Source organism: Rhodomicrobium vannielii ATCC 17100 (assembly GCF_000166055.1).
In the GTDB taxonomy this organism is placed as follows: Bacteria; Pseudomonadota; Alphaproteobacteria; order Rhizobiales; family Rhodomicrobiaceae; genus Rhodomicrobium; species Rhodomicrobium vannielii.
On sequence record NC_014664.1, the window covers coordinates 3,495,580 to 3,522,536 of the forward strand.

Consider the following 26,957-nt stretch of genomic DNA (forward strand, 5'->3'; position numbering starts at 1 on the left):
GCCTCGGATGGTTAGCGCACCGGCGGCGCGAACAGGATGCCGCCGTTGTTCCAGAGCTTGTTCAAGCCGCGCTCGATCTTGAGCGGGCTTTGCTGGCCGAGATTGCGGTCGAAAATCTCGCCGTAATTGCCGACCGCGCGGATGGCCTTCAGCGCCCAGTCCTTGTCGAGACCGAGCGCCCTGCCGTAATCGCTCTCCGCGCCGAGCAGCCGCCGCACGCCGGGAGCGGCGTCAGTGCGGGAAAGCTTGTCCGCATTGGCCTTCGTCACCGCGAGTTCTTCCGCATTGATGAGCGCGAACAGCGTCCAGCGCACGAGACTTTCCCATTGCGGGTCGTTCTGGCGCACAGCGGGGGCGAGCGGCTCCTTCGAAATGAGGTCCGGCAGAATTACGTGCTCGTCGGGCTGCGCGAGTTTGACACGCTGCGCCGACAGGCTCGACGCATCGGTGGAATACACGTCGCAGCGCTCTGCCTCATAGGCTTTGAGCGCCTCGTCCGACTTTTCGAACGCCACAATTCTGTAGGGCATGGAGCGCGAGCGGAAGAAATCCGCGATGTTGAGTTCGGTCGTCGTGCCCGTGTTGGTGCAGACCTCCGCGCCGGAGAGTTCGAGCGCGCTTTGCACTTCGAGCTTCTTGCGCACCATCAGGCCCTGACCGTCGTGATAGATCACGCCGACAAAACTGATGCCGAGCGCCGTGTCGTTCTGCATCGTCCAGGTGGAGACGCGCGACAGCACGTCAATCTCGCCCGACTGAAGTGCCGTGAAGCGCTGCTTCGAGGACAGCGGCACGAAATTCACCTTCGATGGGTCGTCGAAAATGGCGGCGGCGACCGCGCGGCAGAAATCGACATCGAGGCCCGCCCAGTTGCCGCTCGCGTCCGCCGACGAGAAGCCCGCGAGCCCCTGCGTGACGCCGCAATTCAGCTTGCCCCGCGCCTTGACGTCGTCGAGCGTGCCCGCGCGCGCGCCTGCGCAGAAAAGCATGAGGGCAAGAGCGCAATATAGAGTTCCGTAGCGCTTCATCCTGTCTCCTGGTTCGAGCTCCCTGCGGGGTTTCGGTCAGGCTGATGTCCTTGACTTGGCAGCATTAAGGCAAAACACGGGCGGTGCGTAACTTGACGCTCCATCGGAATGGTGTGAACAAAGGACTTTGGCGACGCGAGGCGACATGACAGGCGAACACGGAAGCGACGAGGATATTTCCGTCGAGACGCAGGCGACGCAGCTTGGCCGCGACCCGCAGCGCTATTTCGGCTTCGTGAACATGCCCGTCTATCGCGGCTCGACCGTGCTCTATCCGAACGCCGAAAGCCTCGAATTGCACGACATTCCCTATACTTACGGGCGTCCGTCGAACCCGACAACCCGCGCGCTCGAAGAGGCGCTGGCGAAGCTCGAAGGCGGCGCCAGAACCTTCCTCGCGCCGTCCGGCCTGTCCGCCGTGTCGACGCTGCTGCTCGCCTTCGCGGAAGCCGGCGGGCATATCCTCATCACCGACAGCGTCTATTTCCCGACGCGGCGCTTCGCGGGCAAGGTGCTGAAGCGGCTCGGCGTGGATGTGGAGTATTACGATCCGCTGATCGGCGGCGGGATCGCGTCGCTGATCCGGCCAAACACGAAGCTCGTCTTCACCGAATCGCCCGGCTCGCAGACCTTCGAGGTGCAGGACATCCCCGCCATCTGCGCCGCCGCGCGCGGGCGGAATGTGCCTGTCGCAATCGACAATACATGGGCGACGCCGATTTTTTTCCGCGCCTTCGACCACGGCGTGAACATCTCGGTGCAGGCGGCGACGAAATACATTGTCGGCCACGCGGACGCACTGCTCGGCTCGATTACATGCGACGCAGCGACGGCTCCGGTGGTGGCCGCCACGCATGAGGCGCTCGGACTCTGCGTGAACGGCGAGGACGCATTCCTCGCGCTGCGCGGGCTTCGCACGCTCCCGGTGCGGCTGAAGCAGCATCAAGCCTCCGCGCTCGCGATGGCCGAATGGCTGGCGGCGCGCCCCGAAGTTGCCCGCGTCATCCATCCGGCGCTGCCCGACTGTCCCGGCCACGACCTCTGGAAGCGCGACTTCCTCGGATCGAGCGGGCTGTTCACCATCGTCTTGAAGCCGCAGCCGAAGGAAGCCGTGCGGCGCTTCCTCAATGCGCTTCGCCTTTTCGGCATGGGCTATTCGTGGGGCGGCTACGAAAGCCTCATCGTGCCGTTCGACTGCACGCACTCGCGCACGGCGACGAAATGGCAAGAAGGCGGCCCGGCGCTGCGCCTTCACATCGGCCTTGAAGACGTGAGCGACCTTAAGCGCGACCTCGAACGCGGCTTCGCGGCGCTGGCGGGCTGATCGCTCTACAGCCTTGTGCCGCAAAATCGGACGCGGTCGATTAACGCAAGCTGATCTAAGAGAACAACCGTGGAAAACGGCCGCCGTTTTTGTTTCACGCCGGTTTCACGACGAACGAATCGGATACGCTCATGCTCCAAGTCAAGATGGAGCATTGCGAGTGCGTCCCCTGTCCCTGCCGTTACAGCAACCCCGCGCGCAATCGGCTTTCCTCGGCGTGGAGCGCTCGGCGCGCGGGCTGAAATGGATCGAGCGCCTCGCGCCACAGGACGCCCACATCGCGGCGGCGATTGCGCAGCGCCATAACCTGCCCGAAATCGTTGGCCGCATCCTGGCCGCGCGCGGCGTCTCGCTCGACGAGGTGGCCGACGTGCTCAACCCGACGTTGCGCGCGCTCTGCCCCGACCCGTCCACCTTCACCGACATGGACAAGGCCGCCGACCGCATCGCGCGCGCCATCGAAACTGGCGAGCGCATCGCCATCTTCGGCGACTACGACGTGGACGGCGCATCGTCCTCAGCGCTGCTGAAGCGTTTCCTCGCGTGGCACGGCCTCGACGCCCGCATCTATATTCCCGACCGCATCACCGAGGGCTACGGCCCCAACGGCCCCGCCATCGCGCAGCTCATCGAAGACGGCGCGCAGCTCATCGTCACGGTGGACTGCGGCTCCACCAGCTTCGAGGCGCTGGACGTCGCGGCGAAGCGCGGTGTCGAGGTGGTTGTGGTGGACCATCATCAGGTGAACGAGGAACTCCCGGTCGCGCATGCCGTGGTGAACCCGAACCGGCAGGATTGCTTGTCGGGGCAGGGGCACCTCTGCGCGGCGGGCGTGACCTTCCTTCTATGTGTCGCGGCCCAGCGGCGGCTTCGCGCGAAAGGCGCCTACGCGAAATCGCCCGCGCCGGACCTGCTCGGCTGGCTCGACATCGTTGCGCTGGCGACTGTGTGCGACGTGGTGCCGCTTTCTGGCGTGAACCGCGCCTTCGTGGTGCAGGGGCTCAAAGTGCTCCGCAATCGCCGCAATCCGGGCCTCCGCGCGCTCGCCGACGCGGCGGGCGTGAACAAGCCGCCGTCACCCTATACGCTCGGCTTCGTGCTCGGGCCGCGCATCAACGCAGGCGGCCGCATCGGCGACGCGAGCCTTGGCGCGCGGCTGCTGGCCTCCGAGGACGATATCGAGACGCGCCGCATCGCCGAGACGCTCGACCGGCTCAACCGCGAGCGCCGCGAGATCGAGATAAAGACGGTCGAGGAGGCCGCCGCATGGGCCGACCGCACGCTGATGGAAGACCCGTCCGCGCCGATCATCATCGCTGGTTCGCCCAGCTGGCATAAGGGGCTTGTCGGGCTTGCCGCGAGCCGCCTCACCGAACGGTTTCAGCGACCCTGCCTCATCTTCTCGCAGGACGACGACGCGGGCGAGTCCACCGGCTCCGCGCGTTCGGTGTCGGGCGTCGACATCGGCGCAGCCGTACGCGGTGCCGTGGAAGCGGGCGTCGCGAAGAAGGGCGGCGGCCACACCATGGCGGCGGGCATCACAGTTGACACGGCGCGGCTGCACGAACTGGCGGCCTTTCTGCGCGCGGCGCTCGACCCCGCCTATCGCGTCGCAAGCGCTGCTCCCGAGTTAGCCATCGACGGCGTGCTGAAGCCCCGCGCGGCGACGCTCGATTTCTGCGCGCAGCTTGAGGCGGCTGGGCCATACGGGCAGGGCAATCCCGCCCCGCGTTTCAGCCTCGCCTCCGTTCGGCCGACCATGATCAAGGAGATATCGGGCGGCCATCTGCGTCTTGCGCTTCAGGACGTCGACGGTAGCCAGATCAGCGCTGTCGCCTTCCGCGCGGCGCAAACGGAGATCGGCGCGGCGCTCGCCGCCGGTCGTGACCTCGCCTGCCACGTGGCGGGCCGCATCGAGCGCGACGAGTGGGGCGGCAAGAGCCGCATCGAGTTCCACATCGAGGACGTCGCGCCCGCGAACGCCCGATAGCGCATACTCCGATTGCATACCGCCGCAATCTGAGCGGCGCTTTCCTCCCATCGCGAGAAACCGCTTTCTCGCCGCGAGCCGGCTATCCGCTTCTTGAGCGGGCTGCGCCGCTCGTCGCGAGGTGATTCGATAACCCAAGCTTCCAACACTGCCGCGTTCGCCCATGCGCGGACTAAAAATCGCTTCGCCGGTACAATTTCAGATTGCGTAAAAATGATTATCACAAATCTATGGTAGTATTTCTCATTACGCTATGTTGCCCCCGTTTGTAATTTTGTTGCGATACTGCAACATAGGCTCCGCCTTTTATTTATAACCGTTCCAACGTCTAAAGAACGAGCGAAAGCCTTCTTGCGTATATGATTGCTCCTTCGTAATAATCTGACTTGCGCGCGCAATATACAAGCGACAACGGGCCGCTTCTCAATCCGGTCCGCGCGTGCAGAAATGGGCAAGGAGGGGGCGTAATGTTTTTCTCTATTTTGGCCGGCTCTTCGAGTGGAGAGCCGGAGCGGGGGCGTTTGCGCCTTCCACTGCGAGCGATCTGGACCCTGCCGACAATAGGCTTTCTGATCGCAATGACGGCCGGGCAGGCGACCGCCGGACAAACCGCTGCAATCGGTTCTGACGTCTTCGTGTATGCGATGCAGGCTCAAGCGGGCGAAAAGCCGCTTCCGGCCGGACACCCCGACGTTTCGAGCATGGAGTCTGCAGGTGGCGCTCACGGCGCAAAAAGCGCTCACAGCGGGAAGAGCGCTCACAGCGCAAAAAGCCCGCACGGGGGCATGGGCGCGAGCCCGCACGCAGGTCTGCCTTCGTCGAAGGCGAGCCCCGCGAAAGCGCTTCTCAATCATGCGCTGTTTACGCCGGAAGCCGGCCTCGTCGGTGGCTCTCAACGGTCCAGCAGCAACGCCGATGCCGAGACCGAGCATCTGATCATGGTTGCGGAATCTGTCCCGGCCGCCAAGGCGCCAGCGCCTGGGGGCAAGGCGAAGGCCGCTGATGCCGCCGCCGACAGCAAGGCGAAGGTGGTCCGCCCCGCGCCCGACGATCCGGAAGGCCGGTATTATGTCGGCTCCGAGCCTTGCAAGGTCTGCCACGCCTATCTGTTCGACGAGTTCAAATTCACGGTGATGGGCCGCAACTTCGAGGCGGGCAAGGACACGCCCAAAGGCAAGATGGACTGCGAAACCTGTCACGGCCCGGCCTCCGGTCACGTGAACGGTGGCGGCGGTCGTCTCGGCGGCGGCATCCGGTCGTTCCGGAAATCCGATCCGCGCACCTCAGTTGCCGACACAAACGGCGTCTGCTTGCAGTGCCACGAGAAGAACGACCGCACCTACTGGAAGGGCAGCACGCACGAGACGCGCGACGTCGCCTGCACCGACTGCCACACCGTCATGCGCAAGACCTCGCCGCGCTTCCAACTGGCGAAGGGCACCGTGCAGGACACTTGCTTCCAGTGCCACAAGGATCGCCGCGCGCAGAGCCTCCGCACCGCACACATGCCGATGATCGAGGGCAAGATCAGCTGCTCAAGCTGTCACAACCCGCACGGCAGCGCGTCGGAAACGGCGATGCTCAAGGAAGCAACCGTCAACGACACCTGCTACCAGTGCCACGCCGACAAGCGCGGTCCGTTCTTGTTCGAGCATCCGCCGGTTCGTGAGAACTGCATGAACTGCCACGAACCGCATGGCTCGATGCACAACAGCCTGCTCGTGGTGTCTCGTCCGCGGCTCTGCCAGCGCTGCCATACGGCACCGCATGACGTCGCCAGCCTCGGACAGACCACCGTAACCAACAACAACCGCCGTATCGTCAGTCAGGCTTGTCAGAACTGCCACACCAACATCCACGGTTCGAACGCGCCATCCGGATCGAGATGGCACCGGTAATACAAAAAACGACTTAAAAACAAGAACCTGGCCGGTCTTTGGGCGGACCGGCCGGGAAAGGGCGGAGAGACGGATCAGGAGAGGCGCCTTGGGCGGCGCGGGAGGGGATTATGGAGTTTCATGGCAGAATAGTGCTGACGAGTCTTCTGTCTATTGCAGTGGCATCTATCGCGTTGCAGTCGGCGCGAGCTGGCGACAAACCGGCCCCGGCGCCGGTTGCGCCAGCCGCCGACGAAAAAATCGAACTGGATACTTGGGGTGATATCGAGTTTGGCGGACGGTATTTTCCGAAAAAGCCAAGCGAACTAGGAAGCAACAAGTGGTCGACCACGACCATTCAACGTCCTGAGGCCGAAAGCATCGCGAAGTACGAGGAATACGGCAACGTGCCTCAGGGCTTCTATTTCGAGAAGCTAACGGTCGGTGGCCAAACCAAGAGCGGTGAATACGCGGCCGAGCTTCGCGCGACGGACATCGGTAACAACAACCAGCGCTATATCTTCGACTGGTTCGTGACGGGCGAGCTTTCCGGCACCGTCACATGGGACCAGACCCCCCACCTCTTCAGCACGACGGCTCTAAACATCTGGAATGGTGTCGGTACCGACCATCTGACACCCAAAGCGCAGGTTGGGGCGTATACGACGACCACCCCTGCTTATCTTGCTTCCATTCAGAGCCTCATCGCGCAGGGGAATACTATCAGGATCGGAATAGAGCGCGACCGCTTCGAAGCGGATCAGCGTTGGACGCCGACCCCGCACTGGGAGATTCGCGGCAACTATTTCTATGATCATCGTTATGGAACTCAGATTGCGGGCACCAACTGGGGTGGCGGCGCTGGTCCTGTTATGGTTCAGATGCCGCGGCCAGTTGACGACACCACCCAGAACGCCAAAGTGTCGGGTGAGCGATCCGGCGAGTGGGCCTACGGCAAATACAACGTGAAGATCACGGGCGGGTTATCGACTTTCGATAACTCTTTCTCCTCCTATACGGTCGAGAATCCCTTCGTAGCCACGGGGACAACCTGCGCTAGCGCCTACACTGGAACTGCAAACGCCCCTTGCTCGCTCATCAGCCTGATGCCCAGCAACGAGGCTTATTCGGGTAACGTCACCTCCGCCATCGATCTGCCGTTCAAGTCTCGTTTCATGAATACCGTGCAGTACACGAGCATGAGGCAGAACGATCCGTTCCAGGACCCCACGGGTTCTACGGGAAACACGTACTATATCCCGGGTTCGACCACGATTCAGGTCGCCAACGCCGCGACCAGCCTTAACGGCGAAGTCAACACGCTGCTCGTCAACAACGTGCTGACCACGAGAATAACCGACGACCTGAAGTCCACATTCCGTTACCGTTATTACGACAACGACAACCAGACTCCGGTCCTCACGTGGAACTGGGTCACGGAAGACGGCGCAACTTCAACAGCAACTCGTAGAAACTTCGGTTACTCCTACACAAAGCAGAATGCGTCCGGTGATCTGACCTATCACGTGCTGAAGAATGCTTCGGTCGGCGGCAGCGCCGGTTGGGAGCGCATCGACAGAGAGAAACGCGAGGCGCTTCAAACGAACGAGTATATCGGCAAGGTCTACGGCGACGCGCGGTGGGACGACATCGGGCAGCTTCGCGCCAGCTATCAGTATTCGGAACGGCGCTACGACCGTTACGATCCGAAAGCGTGGTATGATTATCTTTACCCTGCCTACCCTCAGGTGGTCGGCGGAATTACCTACACGCAGGGTGGCGGCGGCGGTGGAACGAACTGGGGCGTACGCAAGCTCGATCTGGCCGACCGCGACCGCGAGAAGGCGATGGTGCTCTTCACGTTCGATAATATTCCCCATGTCCCGAACCTGTCTCTTACACCGAGCTTCGGGCTGCGCAACGATAATTATCTGACCGACCCGAACAGGCTGGTCACCATCGCCGGTACGGGCTCAGCTGCCGGAAACACCTACTCCACGTACGAGATGGGCCTTTTGAAGGACAACAGTTGGAACGGCGGCCTCGAAGCATCCTATTCGTTTGGGCCGGGCCTGACCGTGTCTGCCGCCTATGTGCGCGAAGAATTCGACAAGGACCTGGCGGGAAGCACCAGCACCACGACCTCAGGCACTGGGGCTACCGGCACAGCTAATGCTCTTGACTCGATCAATCGTTGGTCAAGTAACATGAAGGAGAACGTAAATACCTTCATTCTCGGCTCCAACTTCATTTTCAACGATCGGTTCGATATCAGCGCCAGCTACTCCATCGCGCTCGGCAACGAGAACTGGAGCACGGAGGCGTTGGGTGCCACCAGCGTGTGTAACCCCGTAGGCGGAGCGGGCAGCAACATCACGGGCGCCTGTCAGCCGATCGACCCAGTCAAAACGACGCTCCAGCGGATCGACTTGCAATCCCGCTTCAAGCTCGATTCGGAACTCGTCTCCCAGCTCGGCTTTGAGGGCGATGTTTACTGGAAGCTTAAGTACAGTTTGGACCGGTCGCGCGTTAAGAATTGGCAGAACGACCTCGTTACGCCGTATATGTACCTTGTCGACAACACGGCGCGCGATATCGCCATGGCGGCGTACAACCCGAACTATGATGTTCACGTCGTCGCTACGTCGCTGAACTTCAAATGGTAAGCGCTGCGCCTCGCCCGTATTTAGGCGGGGCGCAACCGTGTTTCACCTTCCGTGCGCCGGGCCATGACGTCCCCACAGCGGCCCGGCGCACGGGAACGGGATTTGCGGCGACTGGAGTGCAAAGGCGGTGTCCGGGCTTACCGGGCGCCGCCCCTGGTCTCATCTTCTCCCGCTCGCCAATCCCGCGCAAAAAATCGACGCTTGCTACCTTGGAATTATTATCGTTCGCCTTGACGCCGAGCTTAAGCACACTATAAAGTTTATCTCCGTCAGGTTGGTCTGATTAGCGAAATTTCTACTGAAACGAAGGCTTTAACATGCGCCTGTTGCAAGTGCTAACAGGTAACCCGAGTCCTTTTGTCGGGATGTTTATTCCCTCGCTTCAGAGGCGATACATCGCTGATGCAGGGCCGATCATCGTAGCCAGCGCGAATTTACGGCGGCTGCCAATAGCGAAGAACCGGAAAACGGCGAACGATAACCAACAAAAGGGAAAAGGAACGCTCCCATGGAAGATACCAGCAACAAGGCCGGAAATACGCGGCGTGAAGTCCTGAAGTTCGGCGCTTACGCGCTCGGCGCGCTCGGCGCAGTCGGGCTCGTGGCGGGCAGCGCGGAAGCGCAGGTAGCGAAGAAGGCGGCGCAGTCGGCCGTCGGTTATCAGGGATCGCCGAATGGCGACAAGCAGTGTGGGAAGTGCCAGCACTTCCAAGCCCCCTCAAGCTGTCGCGTCGTGGATGGCACCGTCAGCGCGAACGGCTACTGCAAGATCTTTTCCAAGAAAGGCTAGCGCGGGTAGGCGTCGCGCTCCGATGACTCGACGGGACCGATTGCCGCGCCCGAGGGCGCGTCGCTCTAGCGGCGCGTCCTTTTCGGCGTTCGGGCGGGGGCCTGCGCTGTATGGGGCCGTTGGGCTTTCCCGGGGTGATGAGCCCTCCGCGCCTCTCGACCAGCCTGCCGTGAGCGGCTTCAAACGATGAGGGATGCGGCTTGAACAGCTTGATCTCGTCCCCATTAACTGGTCTTTCACGGCCTTGACACCCGAAGCTGTCGGAGTACTGTCGCGCGCGATGATCTGGATAATCTTTGCTTTATTAACGGCCGGCGTAATTTTGGCGGTGACGCGTTCGCTCCGGCGTGCGCCCGCCAATGCCCATGCGGCCGCGTCCGAGGTGGAAGTCTACAAGGCGCAACTTGCCGAACTCGACCGTGAGGCCGAACGCGGCACCGTTGGCCAAGAGGAGACGCGCCAGACGAGGCTCGAACTTTCCCGGCGCTTGTTGCGTTCCAGCCGTCAGGGCAGCCCTCAATCGCGCGGGCAGGGCGCGGGTCGGACCGGCGCGATTGCCGCTTCCGCCACGGCCGCGCTCCTCGCACTCGGCACCATCGCGACCTATGTCGCCTATGGACAACCAGGCTTGCGGGATATGCCGCTCGAAGCGCGCCTCAACGTCGCGCCGGACATGCAGACCCTCGACGTCTTCATTGCGAAGGCGGAGCGCGACCTGCGCCAGAATCCGAAAGACGTCGCCGCGTGGATGCGCATCGCGCCAGTCTATTTCCGCAACGGGCTTTTCGATAAAGCGGCGGAATCCTATGCTCGCGCGATTGAATATGGCGGCATGGACGAGGAAAAGCTCCTCGGCCTTGGCGAAGCGCTGACCTTCGCCAATGATGGCAGTATCAACGATCGCGCACGGCTCGCTTTCGAGGCCGCAGCCAAACTCGATGCGACATCACTTCGTGTCCGCCTCTGGACCGGCCTGATCGCCGAGCAGGACGGTCGGAGGGGTGAGGCCGAGAAAATCTATAAGGCCATGCTCGCGGGCGACCTCCATCCCACGCTCAGGCAGCTCGTCAGCCAGCGCCTCGCCGCGCTTTCCGCGCCCGCTCAATCGAACGATGTCGCTCAGGCGAGTCCTGATGAGCAGAGCAAGATGATCCGCGGCATGGTGGACGGCCTCGCCGCCCGCCTGAAGGAGAACAAGTCCGACCTCGAAGGGTGGCTCAGGCTGATCCGCTCCTACGCGGTGCTGAAGGAAAACGACAAGGCGAAGGACGCCGCCGCGACGGCGCGCCAGGCGTTCGCATCCGACGCGAAGGCGCTTCGAGACATCGAAGCCGCCGTAAATGAGGCGGGGCTTGGCGTTAACGGCCAGGGAGGGCAACCGAAGACATGACGAGAAAGAAACGCCGCGCGGTTTTGATCGTGATGGGCCTCGCGCTGATCGGCGTGGCCTCGACGCTCGTTCTGAGCGCGCTCCAGACTCAGGTCACGTTCTTCATGAGTCCCGCTGAAGTGGCTAAGGCCGCGCCCGATCCTGCGACGCGTTTCCGCCTCGGTGGGCTCGTGGCGGCAGGAAGCTTCAAGCGCGAAGCCGACGCACTGAACGTCTTCACCGTCACCGACAACGCGGCTTCGTTGCCGGTCAATTACAAGGGCATCCTGCCTGACCTGTTCCGCGAGGGGCAAGGTGTGGTCGCCGAAGGTCGCATGGTGAACGGCGTGTTCGTTGCCGATACCGTGCTTGCCAAGCACGACGAGAATTACATGCCGCCGGAGGTTGCCTCCGCGCTGAAAAAGAATGGCCATTGGCAGGAGCAAAGCGGCAAGCAACCGGCTTCAACGCCTGGCACTTGACCTTGGGCGGTGGCCAACGGGCCGCATGGTGCTCAATGGCACCGCGTCGCGAACCGAATGCGGACAGGCGCGAGGCCGAAGCGCTGCCGACCAATTATGCGAAGCGGCGCCCATAAACCGCTCGTGCAGTGAATTTGCATTTACGATTGCAGGTGCCCCCCTTCAGCAAAATGCAAAATTCGAAACTGCACGGAATCACTTGGTTGCTCGTGATCTTGAGGCGCAATTTGCTTGAGAGCATGCGGCAAGGTGGACCAAAAATATGCGCCATAGCACGATGCGCATGGGAGAAAGAAGACCGTGATCGTTGAACTGGGCCACTTCGCCCTCATCCTCGCTCTCTTCGTCGCCGTGGTTCAATTCGCGGCGCCCCTTGCCGGTTTGCGTACGCGCGACACCCGCCTCATGGCCATGGGCGACGCCGCCGCTCCGATCGCCTTCCTGCTGATCGCGGGCGCCTTTGCTGCGCTGCTGTGGGCGCATATCACATCCGATTTCTCGGTCGCGAATGTTTGGGAAAACTCCCATTCCGCGAAGCCGCTTCTTTACAAGATATCGGGCGTTTGGGGGAATCACGAAGGGTCGATGCTGCTTTGGGTGCTGATCCTCGCGCTGTTCGGTGCGGCGGTCTGGCTGTTCGGGCAGAACCTGCCGCTCGACCTGCGTTCGGCCGTGCTCTCCATTCAGGGGCTGATCCTTTTCACCTTCACCCTGTTCATTATCGCGACGTCGAGTCCGTTCGTACGCATCCCGAATGCGCTGTTCGAAGGGCAGGGGCTTAACCCGATCCTGCAAGATCCAGCGCTCGCGATCCATCCGCCGCTGCTCTACGCGGGTTATGTCGGCTTCTCGATGGCGTTCTCCTTCGCCGTCGCGGCGCTGCTTCTCGGGCGCGTCGACAGCGCGTGGGCGCGCTGGGTGCGGCCGTGGACGCTCGCTGCGTGGATCTTCCTCACAATCGGAATCGCCATTGGCTCATGGTGGGCTTATTACACGCTCGGCTGGGGCGGCTGGTGGTTCTGGGACCCGGTCGAAAACGCCTCGCTCATGCCATGGCTGACCGGTACGGCGCTCCTGCATTCCGCCATCGTGATGGAGAAGCGCGACAGCCTCAAAGCCTGGACGATCCTGCTCGCGATCCTCACCTTCAGCTTCAGCCTGCTCGGCACTTTCCTCGTGCGCTCGGGCGTCCTGACCTCGGTGCACTCCTTCGCGTCGGACCCGTCGCGCGGCGTCTTCATCCTCGCAATCGTAAGCCTGTTCACGGCGGGCGGACTGTTGCTTTTCTCGTGGCGCTCGAATGCGCTCGCCGCGAGCACGGCCTTTTCGGTGGTGTCGCGCGAATCGAGCCTCGTGCTGAACAACCTGTTCCTTGCGGTGTCTTGCGGCGTCGTCTTCGTCGGCACGCTCTACCCGCTCGCACTTGAAGCCGCCACCGGCGACAAGATCTCGGTCGGCGCGCCGTTTTTCAATTCGACGGTGGTCTGGATCTTCCTGCCGCTGCTCCTGCTTCTTCCGTTCGGCATTTTCATCGCGTGGAAGCGCGGCGACCTAGGCGAAGCAGCGCGGCGACTTATCCCGGCTGCCGTGGCGGCCATTCTGGTCGGCATCGCTGCCATCGTGGCGGGCGCAGGCTTCAAGACCGGCCTTGCGCTGACGCTCGGCGCGTGGGTGTTCGCGGGCGCGGTGTGGGAAGTTCTCTGGCGCGCGCGCTTTGCTCAAGTGTCCTTTGGCGAGACGGCGCGCCGCATCCTGAACATGCGGCGCGGGCAATGGGGCGCGACGCTTGGCCATATCGGCCTCGCCGTCAGCGTGATCGGCATCGCGGGTACGACCGCATGGAACGCCGAGCATCTCGCCGTGATGAAGCCCGGCGACAGCCTTGACGTCGGCAGCTACAGCATCACCTTCAAGAAGGTTTATGACGAGCCGGGGCCGAATTACACCGCGCAGGCGGGCGACTTCGAGCTGAAAAGCGGCGACAGCGTGATCGGCACCATCACCTCGGCGAAGAAGAAATACGACGCGCCGCCGCAATCCACCACAGCGGCGGGCATCGCGGTGCGTCCGTTCGCGGATGTCTATGTCGTGCTCGGCAATGAAGCACCGGGCGGCGCCTTTTCGATCCGCGCCTATTACCATCCGTTCGTGCGGTGGATCTGGGGCGGCTCGGTCCTCATGTTCATCGGCGGACTCTTGTCGCTGCTGGATCGGCGGCTGCGCATCGGTGTCGGCCAGCGGGCCGCGAAGCCGCCGGTTTCGCAAACGCCCAAGGTCAGCCCTGCGCTGCCAGCGGAGTAAAAGCCATGAACGCAAAACGCCAGCGCCCCATCCTCGCGCTCCTCGCCCTGATGTTCGCCGCAGCGGCCACGCCCGCGCTCGCCGTCGACCCGCAGGAGCAATTGAAAGACGCGGCGCTTGAAAAGCGCGCCCGCGAAATTTCGGGCGGGCTCCGCTGCCTCGTTTGTCAGAATCAGTCCATCGACGATTCCGACGCGCCGCTTGCGAAGGATCTACGCATCATCGTCCGCCAGCAGCTCGAAAAAGGGCAGACGAACGGGGAAGTGCTGGATTACGTCGTGGCGCGGTACGGTAACTTCGTGCTGCTGAAGCCGCCGTTCACATTCAACACATTTTTACTCTGGGCCGCACCGGTGCTGCTCATCGGTGGCGGGCTCTTGCTCGCCGCGCGACTCGTCCGACGCAAGCCCGTCGAAACGGTACGCGCAAAGCCGCTCACGCCGGAAGAGCAGGCCGAGTTGCAGGCGCTTCTCGACGGTGAAAGGCGCTCCTGAGGTTGGCTTACGTCTGAGGCGAGCTTGGCGGCGCGTCGGCACGAACATGGGTGCGGGAGGGCATCCGCCCCCTCCGCGCTAGAACCGCCGATGCAATTCGTTCGCCATCGTTCTTTGCGCGATTGAAGTTGCCGCCCGCCGGTTTTGCACCCGAATCGTGTTCAAGCAAAAAAGGGCCGCGCGCAATCGAAAGCGCGCTCTAAAGTATGTGGCAAACGACGGATGACCGTTGGTCGCTACGCGGTTTCACAGGGGAGTCCGCATGTGCGGGAGGTTCACGCAGCTTTTCTCCTGTCCCGAAATCCTCGCCTTCTACCGCATCGTTGGCGACATCTGCCCTGATCTTGCGGCCTCATGGAACGTCGCGCCGACGAATCAGGCGGTCGTCATCGCGGGAAGCTGCGGCGGGCTTGCGCTGACGCGTATGGCGTTCGGCCTCATTCCGCCCTGGGCGAAAGGTCCGGCCATCGGCTCGAAACTGATTAACGCGCGGGCCGAGACGCTGAGCGAGAAGCCGGCGTTCCGCCAGGCCTTGCAGACCCGGCGTTGCGTCATTCCCGTTTCGGGCTTCTATGAGTGGGGTCGCATGGGGATGCGCACGCGCAAAAGCCGGGGCGCATCCAAAGAGCCGGAGCGAGCTGCCGTGGCATCGGGGCAAGCGCCGCAGCAGTCCGGGCGACAGCCATATTACATCGCAAGCGCGGGAGGTACGCATTTATCGCTCGCCGGCTTGTGGGAGCAGTGGAACGACCGCCTGACTTTCGCGATCATCACCGTGCCGGCCAATCCCTTGCTCGCGACAATACACGAGCGCATGCCCGCCATTCTTGCCGCCGAGGATGCCCGCGCATGGATCGAGACGGGAGACGCGTCCTTGCTCAAGCCCTATCCGCCCGATCAATTGTCTATGTGGCCCGTCTCGCGGCGGGTCAACGCACCTGGCAACAACGATCCGAGCCTTGTCGAAGCTATTGCCGAGCCGCCCCATGAGCCGCGAGACCCGGCGCGTAACGGCGGGGAGAACCGCGTGGCGACCCAATTCAGCTTTCCGTTTTAGGGGTGTGTGAAAAAAGCTAGGCGGCAACGCGCTTGCCGACGCGGCCTCGCGCGAGGAGTTCGTCGAACAGCACGCGATATTGCGCCATGATGGCTGCCTCCGCATAGGTCGTCATCGCTTCGTTCTTGCCGGCAGCCGCGAGACGCACAGCGAAGTCGCGGTCTCCAAGCACGCTGCGGAAGGCAGCGGCCATGGCGGCCGGGTCTTCGTTCGGAACGAGGAGGCCTGTCTCGCCGTGGCGGATAAGGTGCTCCGGCCCCGGCGAACGCACCGCCACCACCGGCAGCCGGTGCGACCAGCCCTCCAGCACCACATTGCCGAAGACCTCGAAACGAGAAGCGCACACGAACACGTCCGCCGCCGCGAGGAAGGGATGCACATTGTCCTGCCAACCGAGGAAGCGGATGCGGTCATTCAGCTGAAGCTGGGTCGCAACCGCGCGAACCTCCGCCTCGAAGCGGCCCGTCCCCACCATCCAGAGATAGGCGCTGGGCACATCAGCCAGCGCCCGGATCACGAGATCCGGCCCCTTTTCGTGCTCCATCCGCCCGGTCCAAACGATCAGCGGCGCGTCGTCGGGCGTGCCGTAATCGGAGCGGCGAACCTTCTTGACGCCGAGTTCAAGCTCGGGCACGAAATTCGGGATGTAGAAAATGCGGTCATCGCTCCAGCCGCCGCTGCGGAAATAATCGAGGCAGCCCGGCGTGTTGCCGATGAGATAGTCGCAGCGCGCGTAATCCTCCAGGGCGTAATAGCCGCCGAGCCGGGCCACATGAACCCACGGTCCGCGCGGCGTGCGCTTGGTGGCGCGTTCGAGATGCGTCAGTACGAGGTTCGCGCGCGCTTCTTTCAGGATGCGCGGATATTTGACCGGCGTCATCAGGTCGAGCGCGCCGCCGAAGGGCAGGCTGTGCAGCTTGACCCTGGTCTTGCGCATTTGCTCCTCGGTCCAGCCGGATCGCTTGACCACAAAGCCGTGCTGAACGCCGTCGTCTTCCATGGCCTTCGCCAGCCGCATGGTAAAGCGCTGGGCGCCTCCCTTGTGGCGGCTTCCGATCGCTTGCACCAGCCGCAGGGGTTCCGTTTCGCTGCGTTGCCAGAACTGCATCATTCCCCGCATGCGCGTTTAGGTTGCGTAGCGGGTAGGATCCGCTTGACAAGCGGCAAATGCAATTAAAAGTTGCAGTACTCTGGCGCATGTGCCTGTTGATTGTAAGGCTCGTGCAAGTCAGGCTTCGAGCGCGTGGCGGAACGCGAAGTGGCCGCGTCGCATCACCACAAAATTGTGCAGAGCTGAGACGGAAAGCGTGATTCGCGCCACAGTGTGTGATTTAACCACCATGAGACTGGTCAGCCCCGGCTGACGGTAAGACATAGCGTGTTTGGTACATGACAAAGAAAAAACTGCTTCTTCTGCCCGGCGACGGCATCGGCCCCGAAGTGATGGCCGAGGTCGAACGGGTTCTTGCGTGGCTCAACCAGAGCGGACGCGCGCAATTCGAATATGAGACAGATCTGGTCGGCGGCTGCGCGTATGACGCGCATGGCGAGGCCATTTCCGATGCCGCGATGGACAAGGCGCACGCGGCCGACGCCGTGATCCTAGGCGCGGTCGGCGGCCCGAAATGGGCGAACGTGCCCTACGCCAAGCGTCCCGAGGCCGGCCTGCTCCGCCTCCGCAAGGACATGAAGCTGTTCGCCAATCTCCGTCCCGCGATCTGCTATCCCGCGCTGACCGAGGCGTCGAGTCTCAAGCGCGAAGTGGTCGAGGGGCTCGACCTCATGATCGTGCGCGAACTTACCGGTGGCGTCTATTTCGGCGAGCCGAAGGAAATCGTCACGCTCGAAAGCGGCGAGCGTCGCGCGGTGGACTCGCAGCTCTATTACGAGCACGAAATCGACCGGATCGCGCGCGTGGCGTTCGAACTGGCGCGGGCGCGCGGCAAGCGGCTCGCCTCCGTCGAGAAGCACAATGTCATGCGCACGGGTGTCCTCTGGAAGTCCGTCGTGACGCGCGTCCATGAAGATTACAAGGACATCGAGCTGACGCACGTGCTCGCGGACAACTGCGCGATGCAGCTTGTGAAGTGGCCGAAGCAGTTCGACACGATCGTGACCGACAACCTGTTCGGCGACGTGCTATCCGACCTTGCGGCCATGTCTACGGGCTCGCTTGGCATGCTTCCATCCGCCTCGCTCGGCGCGAAGGACGCGAACGGCAGGCGCCCGGCGCTTTATGAGCCTGTGCATGGCTCCGCGCCCGACATCGCGGGCAAGGGCATCGCCAACCCCATCGCCACAATCGGAAGCCTTGGCATGGCGTTGCGCTACTCCTTCGACCTTGGCAAGGAAGCGGATCTCGTCGATGCGGCCATCGCCGGCGTGCTCGCGAAGGGGCTTCGCACCCCTGACATCATGCAGGACGGCATGACGAAGGTTGGCACGGTGGAAATGGGCGAGGCCATCGTCGGGGAGCTGAAGCGGCTTGCGGCGTAGCGCCAGTGTGCACGAAGAAAGCGCTTGAAAAGAAATCTTGAGCATTTCCGCGCTTCACGGAATCGCGGAGAAGCTCAAGAGCCGTCTTACACTGCGGAAGTTCGCGTCCTTCGGCGCGGACTGCTTCCATGGGCAGCGGGAAGGAGATGAGGTGATGGCGGATCACTTCAGTCTTATCGGTTTCAAGGCGGCTTCGGCCGAAGATCTTTCGGCGCTTGTCAGCAGCTTGCTTGAACAGGGCGGCGACAAGGAGCCGTGCCCCGTCGGCTACTACCACAGGCTGCGGCTGCCCGTGGGCCCCGAACTCTGGGTTCACATGCAGAAGTCCGCAGAGAATGACCCCGATCCGTATATCGCTGTAGGCATTACGCCGTTTTTCGAGGGTGAAGGCCGCACGCCAATTCGCGTGCGCGCGTTGCGGCAGCGACCGGACGACAATCTGTTCGAAGGCGCTTTCTATGTGGAACTCGGGCCGACCATCGCGCTGATCGACGTGGTTGATTTCGCCCGCTTTGCCGGGAAGCGCGTGCCGTTCATGGCCATCGCGCAGGTCGTCGCTTTCCCGCACGAACTGGCCGTCTACGAGAGCGAAGCCGCCTTCGATGCCACACAGGCCGACAAGGCCGTGAAATTCACGCCGCGATCCTTCCTTGCTAGCGGGCTTTTCACGGGCGGCGGCGACAGCGAACTCGTGTTCCTCGATCCGGAGGCGGAAGATTTCCGCGCACCCGCCCGCGCCTTCCTCACGGGCGAAGTGCAGAAGGCGGAGCTTCGCCAGAACCCTGTCACCGGGCAGGAATTCACCTGGGCGGTGATCGGGACCGCAGGCGGCACCTTCGACCTCGTCGCCGACGCTGCGATGCTGAGGCAGCCGCTCGAACCCGGCATGATCGTCGAGGGCGAATTCTGGCTATGCGGCCGCCTGATCGAGATCTTCGGCGCCGCTTGATTTGCCTGAGGAATTAGCAAACCACTTCTTTTGTGTATGTGCAGGTGTACACTACACAAAGGCAAAGTGATTCGCGCGGCGGGGGCTCATGCGGACCAATATCGATCTTGACGACACGCTCATCGACGAGGTGATGCGGATCGCGAACGTGAAAACGAAGAAGGAAGCCGTGCATCTCGCGATGCGGGAATTCCTGAAGGCGAAGAAGAAGAAAAATCTTTTCGAACTGGCCGGAAAGATCGATTTCGACGCCCATTTCGACCACACCAGCTTCCGGCACACGCGCTACGATGCTGATTGACACCAGCACGCTCGTCGCTCTTTTCCGTGACCGTACGGGCAGGGTGGCGCGCGCGCTCCAGACTGTGCTCGAAGGCCGGGACTATTACCTGACGCGCTTCACGCAGACGGAGCTTCTCGCTGGCGCGCGCGACGAGGTGGAGTGGCTAAAGCTCGCCGACTATCTCGCCGATCAGGACTATGTGGAGGCCGGCGCGGAAAGCTGGTCTGCGGCTGCGCGCCTCGCCTTCGATCTCAGGCGCGAGGGGCTGCCCGTACCGGGCGCGCCCACATGCTGCATCGCCGCGATCGCCATCGAAAACGGCATGACGCTTCTGCACAACGACGCCGATTTCGCCACCATCGCGAAAGTCAGCGCGTTGAAACATCTGCCGTTCGAAACGCTTGGAGCGGTGCGCGTGATTTGACGCACCGCCCACCTTCTTGCTTTTCAGATCGCCCACAACCTCTCCCTATCGAGGGGTTCTGAGCCTAGTTTTAGATGTTTAGTCCCGGCATTTGATGGATTGGATCGATTTTGAATCTTTCCGGCTCATTCGTCCAGCATTTACAGATGAACTCATAAGGCGTGAGGCCTTTGAGGGTCTTTAGTCGGCGAGCAAAGTTATAGGCGTTGATGAAGTCCGATAGATGGGTTTCGAGCTGCTCGTGACGGTCGTAGTGATAGCGTTTGACCGTCGCCTCCTTGATCGTCCGGTTCATTCGCTCGACCTGGCCGTTTGTCCAGGGATGCTTGACCTTGGTGAGGCGGTGCTCAATGCCGTTCTCGCTGCATCGCATGTCAAACATGTGCGTCATGTATCTGGCCGTTGGTCCATCGGCATAACGCGGCGGAAACGTGAACTGGATGCCGTTGTCGGTGAGCACCGTGTGAATCTTGTAGGGAACTGCCTCTATCAGGGCGACGAGGAAGGCTGAAGCGGACGTCCTGCCGGTCTTTTTGACGAGTTGCACGAAGGCGAATTTGCTCGTGCGGTCAATGGCGACGTAGAGATAGAGCTTGCCTTCGGCCGTCTGCACTTCGGCTATGTCGACATGAAAATAGCCGATCGGATAGGACTTGAACTTCTTCTTGGCGGGCTTGTCGCCTTCGACGTCCGGCAGCCGAGAAATACCGTGGCGTTGAAGACAGCGATGCAGCGACGAGCGAGTCAGATGCGGTATCGTCGCCTGTAGCGCATAGAGGCAATCGTCGAGCGGCAAGAGCGTATGCTTGCGGAAGGCGACGATTATCGCCTCTTCCTCGACCGACAGAACCGTGGATTTCGGCTCTTTCGGTCCAGTCGGCACATCGGCGACGGATGAGCGCTTCTTCCATTTCGAGACCGTCTTCGTGTTGATGCCGTAGCGCTTGGCCAGGGCCCTCAAGCTCTCTTGACTATGCTGTATCGCTCGACGGACCGCCTCAGTCGTTGTGGCGCTCCCATGAAGAATTTGTCCCATAGCGCATCCTTCCAGCCGAGGGAGAATAATGCACCATCAAAATCTGGGATTAAACATTTAGACAGGGACTGAAAACCTGGTCCGTTCTCAAATGCAAACTTGATTCGCTAAGCGGCCTGATCGGCGATGCGCGCCAGAGCCTCGTCCCGGCCGAGTACGGCGAGCACGTCGAACACCGGCGGCGACACTGTGCGGCCTGTGGCGGCGGCACGGAGTGGCTGCGCGATGTTGCCGAGTTTTGCGCCGGTTTCCTCGGCATAGGTGCGCGTGGCGGCCTCTATTGAAGCGGCGTCCCATGTTTCGAGCGCGGCGAAGCGCTCCTTCAGCGCGGCGAGATGTTTCCGCGCTTCGGGCGAGAGAACTTTCGCGGCCTTTTCGTCCGGTTGGATAGGCACGCGATCAGCCACAATGGTCACACCGGAAATTGTCGAATTCGACGCATTTAGATCACCGCGAGCCTCAATTGGCGGAAGCGTTGCGACAAGATATTCGGCCGATTGAACAAGTTCCTTAATGGTTTTCGCCCTCTCCTTAAGACCGGGCATAGCGGCTTCGAGTTGGCGCCAAGTACCTTCGTTGGCTCTTGCTTGAAAATAATCAGCATCTTCCAGAGTTGGCAAAACCTGCCGAATGTAGCGCACCAGCTCCGCATCGGGCGTGTTGCGGATATAGACGCCATTCAGGTTTTCGAGCTTGGCGAAGTCGAAGCGCGAGGGCGAGCGCCCGATGGCGTCGAGGTCGAACCAGTCGGCGGCCTGCGCGGTGGTGAAGATCTCCTCGTCGCCATGTCCCCAGCCGAGCCGCGCGAGGTAGTTGCGCATCGCGTCGGGCAGATAGCCCATCGCGCGGTACGCATCGACACCGAGCGCGCCGTGCCGCTTCGACAGCTTCGCGCCGTCCGGCCCGTGGATCAGCGGGATATGCGCGAAGGTCGGAACGTCCCAACCCATGGCGTTGTAGATTTGCTTCTGGCGCGCGGCGTTGGTGAGGTGGTCGTCGCCGCGAATGACGTGGGTGATGCCCATATCGTGGTCGTCCACCACCACGGCCAGCATGTAGGTCGGCGTGCCGTCCGAGCGCAGCAGCACCATGTCGTCGAGGTCTTTGTTGGCCCACCGCACGCGGCCTTGCACCTCATCCTCGACCACCGTCTCACCCTCACGAGGCGCTTTAAGCCGGATGACGAACGGCGCATCAGCGGCAGGCGGCGTCTTGCCGTCGCGATAAGGCGAACTGAAAACCCTGGGCTTCGCCGCAAGCGCAGCCTCGAGTCGGGCGATTTCCTCGGCGGAAGCGCTGGCCTTTTTCGCGTCGGAGAGGGCCTTGCGGGCCGCGTCGGCCTCCGCGCGATAGGCTTCAAGCTCCTCGGGCGTCGAATAGCAGCGATAGGCGTTGCCGCTTTCGAGAAGCCGATACGCGACTTCCTTGTGCCGCTCAGCGCGTGCGAACTGGAACACCGGCTCGCCCTCCCAGTCGAGGCCGAGCCACTGCAACCCGTCGAGGATCGCCGCGATGGCCGCATCCGTCGAGCGCGCGCGGTCCGTATCCTCGATGCGCAGCAGGAATCGCCCGCCCGTGTGCTTCGCGTAAAGCCAGTTGAACAGCGCGGTTCGCGCGCCGCCGATATGCAGGAAGCCGGTGGGGGATGGGGCAAAGCGTGTCACCACGCCCGATGCGGACGCCATGGGAAGACCTTCCATTTCGCGGATTAGAGCGCCGGACTTTAGATGCGACCCACGGATGGGTCAGCGGCTTTGTCGCATCTAAAGTCCATAAGCGCTCTAAGGCTGTAAAAGTTTTAGCGAGCGATGTAGCACGATGTGCGACCGATTGGTAGGGCGGGCGACTGCCAAGGCGTGGCGGCTGGGGGCTGTCAACTAGCTTTGCCACGACCATTCCTGTGGACATTTTCGCCGCGCGGCGCTGTAAGATGTGCCGGATCGGCGAAAATGGGTGGCGGGGCGTGAGCATTGTCGTACCGGCGGAACTGCGCGAGCCGCGCGGCGGGCGGTTTTCGCGCGCGATGGCGACGGCGGAGCGTGCGCTGGCAACCGAACTCGACGCCGAGCAGGGGCGTTGGTTCCTCTGGATTCCGGTGTTCTTCGGCGCGGGCGTCGGCGCCTATTTCGCGCTTCCCGCCGAGCCGGACCTGTCGCTGTCGGGCGGGTTGCTGCTGCTTGCGTTGAGCCTTCGCATTCTCGCGCGGACGCAGCTTTTCGCCTTCCTGCTGACGACGATCATCCTTTGCGCGAGCGCGGGCTTCTTCGCAGCGAAAGTACGCACGGCTGTCGTGGCGGCTCCGGTGCTCGAACGGCACGGCGCCTACAGCATCGAAGGCGTTGTCGAGCAGTTCGACCGGCAGACGGAGAAGCGCGCCCGCGCGATCATTCGCCTGTCGAGCCTCAAATATGATGACGCCGAGATGCGGGCGCGGCCGTTTCGCGTGCGCGTGAGCCTTCGCGGCGATGTCGACCTTCGGCCCGGCGAAGCGATCCGGTTCCGCGCCATCCTCGGGCCGCCGCCCGAGCCCGTCATGCCGGGCGGCTACGATTTCGCGCGCGCGAGCTATTATCAGGCGGTCGGCGGCTCAGGCTATTCGCTGACGAAGCCGGAGAGGATCGAGGGCCGCGCGCTGCCGTGGGACATGGTGCCTCGCACATGGCTTGCTGATTTGCGCGGGCGCATTGGCGAGCGCATCAAGGCCGCTCTGCCGGGCCAGACGGGCGAGATTGCCGCAGCGCTGACGGTCGGCCAGACGGCGGGCCTCGACGAGAAGTCGATGGACGACCTGCGCGCGTCGGGCCTCGCGCACATCATATCGATATCCGGGATGCATATGTCGCTCGTCGCGGGCGGCATGTTCTGGTTCGTGCGATGGGTGCTCGCGCTGTTTCCGTCGATCGCGCTGCGCTACTCCACGCGCGGACTTGCGGCGATGGCCGCGCTTTTCGTGGTGACGGTCTACCTCGCGTTGTCGGGCGCGGCAGTCGGGGCGGTGCGCGCCTATCTCATGATTGCGGTGGTGTTCCTCGCGATCCTGTTGAACCGCCCTGCTCTCTCGCTTCGTAACGTCGCGCTGGCGGGCCTCGTCATCCTCGTCGTGCTGCCGGACAGCCTCATCGACATCAGCTTCCAGATGTCGTTCGCCGCCACCGCCGCGCTGATCGCGGGTTATGAGCGGTTCGGGCGGTATCTGCATTTCGAGGCGCGCAGCATCCGCGAGCGGCTCGCGTGGCAGCCTGTCTACCTCCTCGGCGGCGTTCTGGTGACGACGGCAACGGCGGGCCTCGCGGTCGAGCCGTTCTCCGCCTACCACTTCCATACGCTGACGACTTATGCCGCGCTCGGCAATCTCGTCGGCGGCCCACCCGTCGATTTCATCGCCATGCCCGCGATGATCGTTGCGCTCATCGCCATGCCGTTTGGGCTGGAGGACGCGCCGCTTGCCGTGATGGGTGTCGGCGTCGATGCCATGATGGCGGTTGCGCATTGGGTCGGCGGGTTGCCCGGCTCGACCGTTCCCGTGGCGGCGTTCCCCTTCGCGGCGCTGCTCTTGATTGTATCGGGCGGCCTCTGGCTGGTGATCTGGCGGCGGTCGTGGCGCGTGCTGGGCCTCGGCTTGATCGGCGTCGGTGTGGCGATGACGTCCATCCATGCGCGGCCCGACATCCTCGTCGACCGGGACGCGAAGCTCGTCGCCTTGCGCGACCGCGAGGGCCGCCTGCAAGCGCCGAAGACGCGCCGCGCGTCATACGCGCTCCAGCAATGGCTCAGGGCCGATGGCGATACGCGGAAGCCCAAGGAAGCGGCCACCGGCGCGGGTTGGCAATGCGACCGTACGAGTTGCGTTTCGATGGTGAAGGGGCGGCTCGTCAGCCTGATCGCGCGGCCCGACGCCATCGAGGAAGACTGCCGCCGCGCCGCCATCCTCGTCATGCCGATGGACCTGGCGCGCCCCTGTCCGGCGCCGAAGCTCGTGCTCGACCGCGGCGCGTTGTGGGAACGGGGCGCGACCGCGATTTCGCTTGGCGACGGCGCGCTGGCGGTAACGACGGCATCGGAGGGGCGCGGGGACAGGCCGTGGTCGCCCACTCGGCGAAAGCGCGAAAAGATCCGCGCGGAGGTTGAAGGCGACGAAACCGCCGAAGACTGACCGCCATTCCCGCGTGCGTTTCGCAACCGATCTCGACCGATATGGAAAAATACCTGTCGAAAACTGCGATACTCTCACGTCCATTTCATCGGCCAAGCCTTTGCAAAGGCGCGGCTTGTATGATTGTGTTCGCAAATGACTGGTGCGAACGGCAAATTTACCGCCAATCAACTTTTGTTACAATTTGATGAAGATTGTTACCTGTATGCGCGCTATATGATTCGATGTGGGCATCAAGATTCGCAAGTTCGCGAAACGGGGGTCGACATGCATCGAACCGAACGAGAGTTCGCGTTGCGTGCCGCGTCGGATTGTAATCGTCCTGTTCGCGCCGGTAGGGTGGGCGCAAGTCTTTTAGCGTTAGGTTTTTGTCTCAGTCTCGCAGCGTGCGCGGAGGATTTGTCTTATCCGAGCGTCGCGGGCATATCGGACATCGGTACGGTGCTCTCCAGAGAAGAGCGTCAGAAAACGGTGGAAGATCTGCAAAAACAGCAGAACCACGCGGCTTCCGGGCGTACCGAGGTAGCCGATACAAAGTCGAAGAGCGACTAGAGCCGGTTTCCGATCGGATGCGCGTAATTCTGATCGGACAAACGGTCTCTGCCCGATTTTCAGGGACCGGCATCCGCGCGGCCTAAACGCTCTGAATGATGTCCTGATGGGGGACTGGAACGGGGAAGGACGCGAGTTCTTCCCCGTTCCTTATTGCTTCGCCAGCATCTCGTGTCGTCGTCGCCGCTGGCGCTCCTCGCGCCTCGGGTCAGCGTCCGACACCCGCGCCCAGTTTCGGCCCGTACACGCACCGCAATCACTCTCGCACCCTTATTGGCGCAAAGCTCCATGGACAGGGGCGGCGCTCCGGCTTTATAGGTAGTCAGGCGCCGGGCAAGCACCCCGCGCTTTGCTATTCAGGAACATCCAACCATGACCGAAGAATTCCACCGCATCAAACGACTGCCGCCTTACGTGTTCGAGCAAGTGAACAAGCTCAAGGCAGCAGCACGAGCGCGTGGGGAAGACATCATCGATCTGGGGATGGGCAATCCGGACCTGCCGACGCCCGACCACATCACCGAAAAGCTGATCGAGACGGTCGGCAAGCCGCGCACGAACCGCTATTCTGCGTCGCGAGGCATTCCGGGACTGCGGCGCGCGCAGGCAGGGTATTATGACCGCCGCTTCGGCGTGAAGCTGAACCCCGACACGCAGGTTGTCGCCACGCTCGGCTCGAAGGAAGGCTTCGCCAATATGGCGCAGGCCATCACCGCGCCGGGCGATCTGGTCCTCGTGCCAAGCCCGACCTATCCGATCCACGAATTCGGCTTCATCATCTCGGGCGGCACCATCCGCCACGTGCCGGCGAGCGTGGACGACACGTTCCTTAGCGCGGTCGACAAGGCCGTGAAGCACAGCGTGCCGAAGCCGCTCGCGCTCATCATATCCTATCCGTCCAACCCGACGGCGCTGATGGCGAGCCTCGACTTCTACAAGGAAGTCATCGACTACGCGAAGAAGCACGATCTCATCGTTCTGTCCGATGTCGCCTATGCCGAGATCTACTTCGACGACAACCCGCCGCCGTCCATCCTTCAGGTGCCGGGCGCGTTCGATGTCGCGGTGGAGTTCACCTCGCTGTCGAAGACCTATTCCATGCCCGGCTGGCGTATGGGCTTCTGCGTCGGCAACGAGCGGCTTTGCGCTGCGCTCGCGCGCGTGAAGTCGTATCTCGACTACGGCGCGTTCACGCCGATCCAGGTCGCCGCGACCGCCGCACTGAACGGCCCGCAAGATTGCGTCGAGGAGATGCGCCAGATTTACAAGCGCCGCCGCGATTGCCTCGTGGAGACATTCGAGCGCGCGGGTTGGCCGATCCCGGCTCCGGGCGGCACGATGTTCGCCTGGGCGCCGCTGCCTCCCGGCTGGGAGAAGGTCGGCTCCCTCGAATTCTCGAAGCTGCTGCTTGAAAAGGCTGGCGTCGCCGTCTCGCCTGGCCTCGGCTTCGGTGAATATGGCGAAGGCTTCGTCCGTATCGCGCTTGTCGAGAACGAGCACCGCATTCGGCAGGCGGCCCGCGCGGTCAAGAAGTTTCTATCGTCGGGCGAGCAGACGCTGCACAACGTCATCCCGTTCGCCGAGGCTGGCGCGCGCTAGCAGCCCGCCAAGTCATAAAAAACCCTCCGCGTCGGAGCGCCGATCCGCCCTGCGCGGAGCGGCTCCGGCGTGACGGATGCGGCCGGA

21 protein-coding genes are annotated in these 26,957 nt (G+C 62.7%); 17 read left to right on the forward strand and 4 right to left on the reverse strand.

Annotated elements, in window-relative coordinates:
- Nucleotides 1-11 precede the first annotated feature (11 nt).
- On the reverse strand, nt 12-1,028 hold the full coding sequence (locus RVAN_RS16095) for an amino acid ABC transporter substrate-binding protein (protein ID WP_013420765.1): 1,017 nt from the start codon (nt 1,026-1,028) through the stop codon (nt 12-14).
- 145 nt (nt 1,029-1,173) lie between these two features.
- Between RVAN_RS16095 and metC the strand changes: the two genes are divergently transcribed.
- The 10 genes from metC to RVAN_RS16145 all read left to right on the forward strand — a co-directional run bounded on the left by metC (nt 1,174) and on the right by RVAN_RS16145 (nt 15,378).
- Nucleotides 1,174-2,352 (forward strand): cystathionine beta-lyase, encoded by a 1,179-nt coding sequence (gene metC, locus RVAN_RS16100; RefSeq protein WP_013420766.1) that lies wholly within the window; start codon nt 1,174-1,176, stop codon nt 2,350-2,352.
- Nucleotides 2,353-2,512: 160 nt separating this feature from the next.
- On the forward strand, nt 2,513-4,342 hold the full coding sequence (gene recJ, locus RVAN_RS16105; RefSeq protein WP_013420767.1) for a single-stranded-DNA-specific exonuclease RecJ: 1,830 nt from the start codon (nt 2,513-2,515) through the stop codon (nt 4,340-4,342).
- Between the two features lie 467 nt (nt 4,343-4,809).
- Nucleotides 4,810-6,240 carry a DmsE family decaheme c-type cytochrome gene (locus RVAN_RS19300; protein ID WP_013420768.1) on the forward strand — a complete coding sequence of 477 codons (1,431 nt, stop codon included), beginning with the start codon at nt 4,810-4,812 and terminating at the stop codon, nt 6,238-6,240.
- A 110-nt stretch (nt 6,241-6,350) separates the two neighbouring features.
- The gene (locus tag RVAN_RS16115; RefSeq protein WP_013420769.1) at nt 6,351-8,885 is read left to right on the forward strand and encodes an MtrB/PioB family decaheme-associated outer membrane protein; all 2,535 of its coding nucleotides are present in this window, start codon (nt 6,351-6,353) and stop codon (nt 8,883-8,885) included.
- A gap of 508 nt (nt 8,886-9,393) precedes the next feature.
- Nucleotides 9,394-9,675 carry a hypothetical protein gene (locus RVAN_RS16120; protein WP_013420770.1) on the forward strand — a complete coding sequence of 94 codons (282 nt, stop codon included), beginning with the start codon at nt 9,394-9,396 and terminating at the stop codon, nt 9,673-9,675.
- A 280-nt stretch (nt 9,676-9,955) separates the two neighbouring features.
- The gene (ccmI, locus tag RVAN_RS16125; RefSeq protein WP_169309570.1) at nt 9,956-11,065 is read left to right on the forward strand and encodes a c-type cytochrome biogenesis protein CcmI; all 1,110 of its coding nucleotides are present in this window, start codon (nt 9,956-9,958) and stop codon (nt 11,063-11,065) included.
- Complete coding sequence (ccmE, locus tag RVAN_RS16130; protein WP_013420772.1) at nt 11,062-11,526, forward strand: cytochrome c maturation protein CcmE; 465 nt, start codon at nt 11,062-11,064, stop codon at nt 11,524-11,526. Before ccmI ends, ccmE begins: the two co-directional genes overlap by 4 nt.
- A gap of 300 nt (nt 11,527-11,826) precedes the next feature.
- Entirely contained in the window at nt 11,827-13,827 is a 2,001-nt protein-coding gene (locus RVAN_RS16135; protein ID WP_013420773.1) for a heme lyase CcmF/NrfE family subunit, read from the forward strand.
- Nucleotides 13,828-13,832: 5 nt separating this feature from the next.
- Nucleotides 13,833-14,321, forward strand: coding sequence for a cytochrome c-type biogenesis protein (locus RVAN_RS16140; RefSeq protein WP_013420774.1), 489 nt, complete (start codon nt 13,833-13,835; stop codon nt 14,319-14,321).
- Between the two features lie 262 nt (nt 14,322-14,583).
- Nucleotides 14,584-15,378 (forward strand): SOS response-associated peptidase, encoded by a 795-nt coding sequence (locus RVAN_RS16145; protein WP_013420775.1) that lies wholly within the window; start codon nt 14,584-14,586, stop codon nt 15,376-15,378.
- A gap of 16 nt (nt 15,379-15,394) precedes the next feature.
- On the opposite strand, the gene RVAN_RS16150 is transcribed toward RVAN_RS16145, so the two are convergent.
- Nucleotides 15,395-16,498 (reverse strand): glycosyltransferase, encoded by a 1,104-nt coding sequence (locus RVAN_RS16150; RefSeq protein ID WP_081449504.1) that lies wholly within the window; start codon nt 16,496-16,498, stop codon nt 15,395-15,397.
- A 269-nt stretch (nt 16,499-16,767) separates the two neighbouring features.
- Here RVAN_RS16150 and leuB point away from each other — a divergent pair, with 269 nt between their 5' ends.
- From leuB to vapC, 4 genes are all read left to right on the forward strand, one after another.
- Nucleotides 16,768-17,874: a 3-isopropylmalate dehydrogenase gene (gene leuB / locus RVAN_RS16155; RefSeq protein WP_013420777.1), complete on the forward strand. Its 1,107-nt coding sequence runs from the start codon at nt 16,768-16,770 to the stop codon at nt 17,872-17,874.
- Nucleotides 17,875-17,911: 37 nt separating this feature from the next.
- Nucleotides 17,912-18,823 (forward strand): hypothetical protein, encoded by a 912-nt coding sequence (locus RVAN_RS16160; RefSeq protein WP_041787772.1) that lies wholly within the window; start codon nt 17,912-17,914, stop codon nt 18,821-18,823.
- A gap of 88 nt (nt 18,824-18,911) precedes the next feature.
- Nucleotides 18,912-19,124: a type II toxin-antitoxin system VapB family antitoxin gene (locus RVAN_RS16165; protein WP_013420779.1), complete on the forward strand. Its 213-nt coding sequence runs from the start codon at nt 18,912-18,914 to the stop codon at nt 19,122-19,124.
- Nucleotides 19,114-19,530 (forward strand): type II toxin-antitoxin system VapC family toxin, encoded by a 417-nt coding sequence (vapC, locus tag RVAN_RS16170; RefSeq protein WP_013420780.1) that lies wholly within the window; start codon nt 19,114-19,116, stop codon nt 19,528-19,530. The genes RVAN_RS16165 and vapC overlap by 11 nt, the downstream gene beginning before the upstream one ends.
- Before the next feature lie 70 nt (nt 19,531-19,600).
- Here the strand turns inward: vapC and RVAN_RS16175 are convergent, their stop codons facing one another.
- Nucleotides 19,601-20,566, reverse strand: a complete 966-nt coding sequence (locus RVAN_RS16175) for an IS481 family transposase (protein ID WP_013420400.1) — start codon at nt 20,564-20,566, stop codon at nt 19,601-19,603.
- A gap of 107 nt (nt 20,567-20,673) precedes the next feature.
- Nucleotides 20,674-22,251, reverse strand: coding sequence for a glutamate--tRNA ligase (gene gltX, locus RVAN_RS16180; protein WP_013420781.1), 1,578 nt, complete (start codon nt 22,249-22,251; stop codon nt 20,674-20,676).
- Nucleotides 22,252-22,529: 278 nt separating this feature from the next.
- Here gltX and RVAN_RS16185 point away from each other — a divergent pair, with 278 nt between their 5' ends.
- From RVAN_RS16185 to RVAN_RS16195, 3 genes are all read left to right on the forward strand, one after another.
- Nucleotides 22,530-24,719: a ComEC/Rec2 family competence protein gene (locus RVAN_RS16185; RefSeq protein WP_013420782.1), complete on the forward strand. Its 2,190-nt coding sequence runs from the start codon at nt 22,530-22,532 to the stop codon at nt 24,717-24,719.
- 135 nt (nt 24,720-24,854) lie between these two features.
- Nucleotides 24,855-25,271, forward strand: a complete 417-nt coding sequence (locus RVAN_RS16190) for a hypothetical protein (RefSeq protein ID WP_041787773.1) — start codon at nt 24,855-24,857, stop codon at nt 25,269-25,271.
- 372 nt (nt 25,272-25,643) lie between these two features.
- Complete coding sequence (locus tag RVAN_RS16195; protein ID WP_013420784.1) at nt 25,644-26,870, forward strand: LL-diaminopimelate aminotransferase; 1,227 nt, start codon at nt 25,644-25,646, stop codon at nt 26,868-26,870.
- Nucleotides 26,871-26,957: the final 87 nt, after the last annotated feature.

Bases quoted from the DNA above. Each gene is read 5' to 3' on its own strand.
- RVAN_RS16095 (WP_013420765.1), bottom strand. From the start codon at position 1,028: ATGAAGCGCTACGGAACTCTATATTGCGCTCTTGCCCTCATGCTTTTC.
- RVAN_RS16150 (WP_081449504.1), bottom strand. From the start codon at position 16,498: ATGCGGGGAATGATGCAGTTCTGGCAACGCAGCGAAACGGAACCCCTG.
- gltX (WP_013420781.1), bottom strand. From the start codon at position 22,251: ATGGCGTCCGCATCGGGCGTGGTGACACGCTTTGCCCCATCCCCCACC.
- ccmE (WP_013420772.1), top strand. From the start codon at position 11,062: ATGACGAGAAAGAAACGCCGCGCGGTTTTGATCGTGATGGGCCTCGCG.
- RVAN_RS16120 (WP_013420770.1), top strand. From the start codon at position 9,394: ATGGAAGATACCAGCAACAAGGCCGGAAATACGCGGCGTGAAGTCCTG.
- RVAN_RS16175 (WP_013420400.1), bottom strand. From the start codon at position 20,566: ATGGGACAAATTCTTCATGGGAGCGCCACAACGACTGAGGCGGTCCGT.
- RVAN_RS16145 (WP_013420775.1), top strand. From the start codon at position 14,584: ATGTGCGGGAGGTTCACGCAGCTTTTCTCCTGTCCCGAAATCCTCGCC.
- RVAN_RS16115 (WP_013420769.1), top strand. From the start codon at position 6,351: ATGGAGTTTCATGGCAGAATAGTGCTGACGAGTCTTCTGTCTATTGCA.
- metC (WP_013420766.1), top strand. From the start codon at position 1,174: ATGACAGGCGAACACGGAAGCGACGAGGATATTTCCGTCGAGACGCAG.
- RVAN_RS16140 (WP_013420774.1), top strand. From the start codon at position 13,833: ATGAACGCAAAACGCCAGCGCCCCATCCTCGCGCTCCTCGCCCTGATG.
- RVAN_RS16190 (WP_041787773.1), top strand. From the start codon at position 24,855: ATGACTGGTGCGAACGGCAAATTTACCGCCAATCAACTTTTGTTACAA.
- ccmI (WP_169309570.1), top strand. From the start codon at position 9,956: ATGATCTGGATAATCTTTGCTTTATTAACGGCCGGCGTAATTTTGGCG.
- RVAN_RS16195 (WP_013420784.1), top strand. From the start codon at position 25,644: ATGACCGAAGAATTCCACCGCATCAAACGACTGCCGCCTTACGTGTTC.
- vapC (WP_013420780.1), top strand. From the start codon at position 19,114: ATGCTGATTGACACCAGCACGCTCGTCGCTCTTTTCCGTGACCGTACG.
- RVAN_RS16165 (WP_013420779.1), top strand. From the start codon at position 18,912: ATGCGGACCAATATCGATCTTGACGACACGCTCATCGACGAGGTGATG.
- RVAN_RS19300 (WP_013420768.1), top strand. From the start codon at position 4,810: ATGTTTTTCTCTATTTTGGCCGGCTCTTCGAGTGGAGAGCCGGAGCGG.
- leuB (WP_013420777.1), top strand. From the start codon at position 16,768: ATGACAAAGAAAAAACTGCTTCTTCTGCCCGGCGACGGCATCGGCCCC.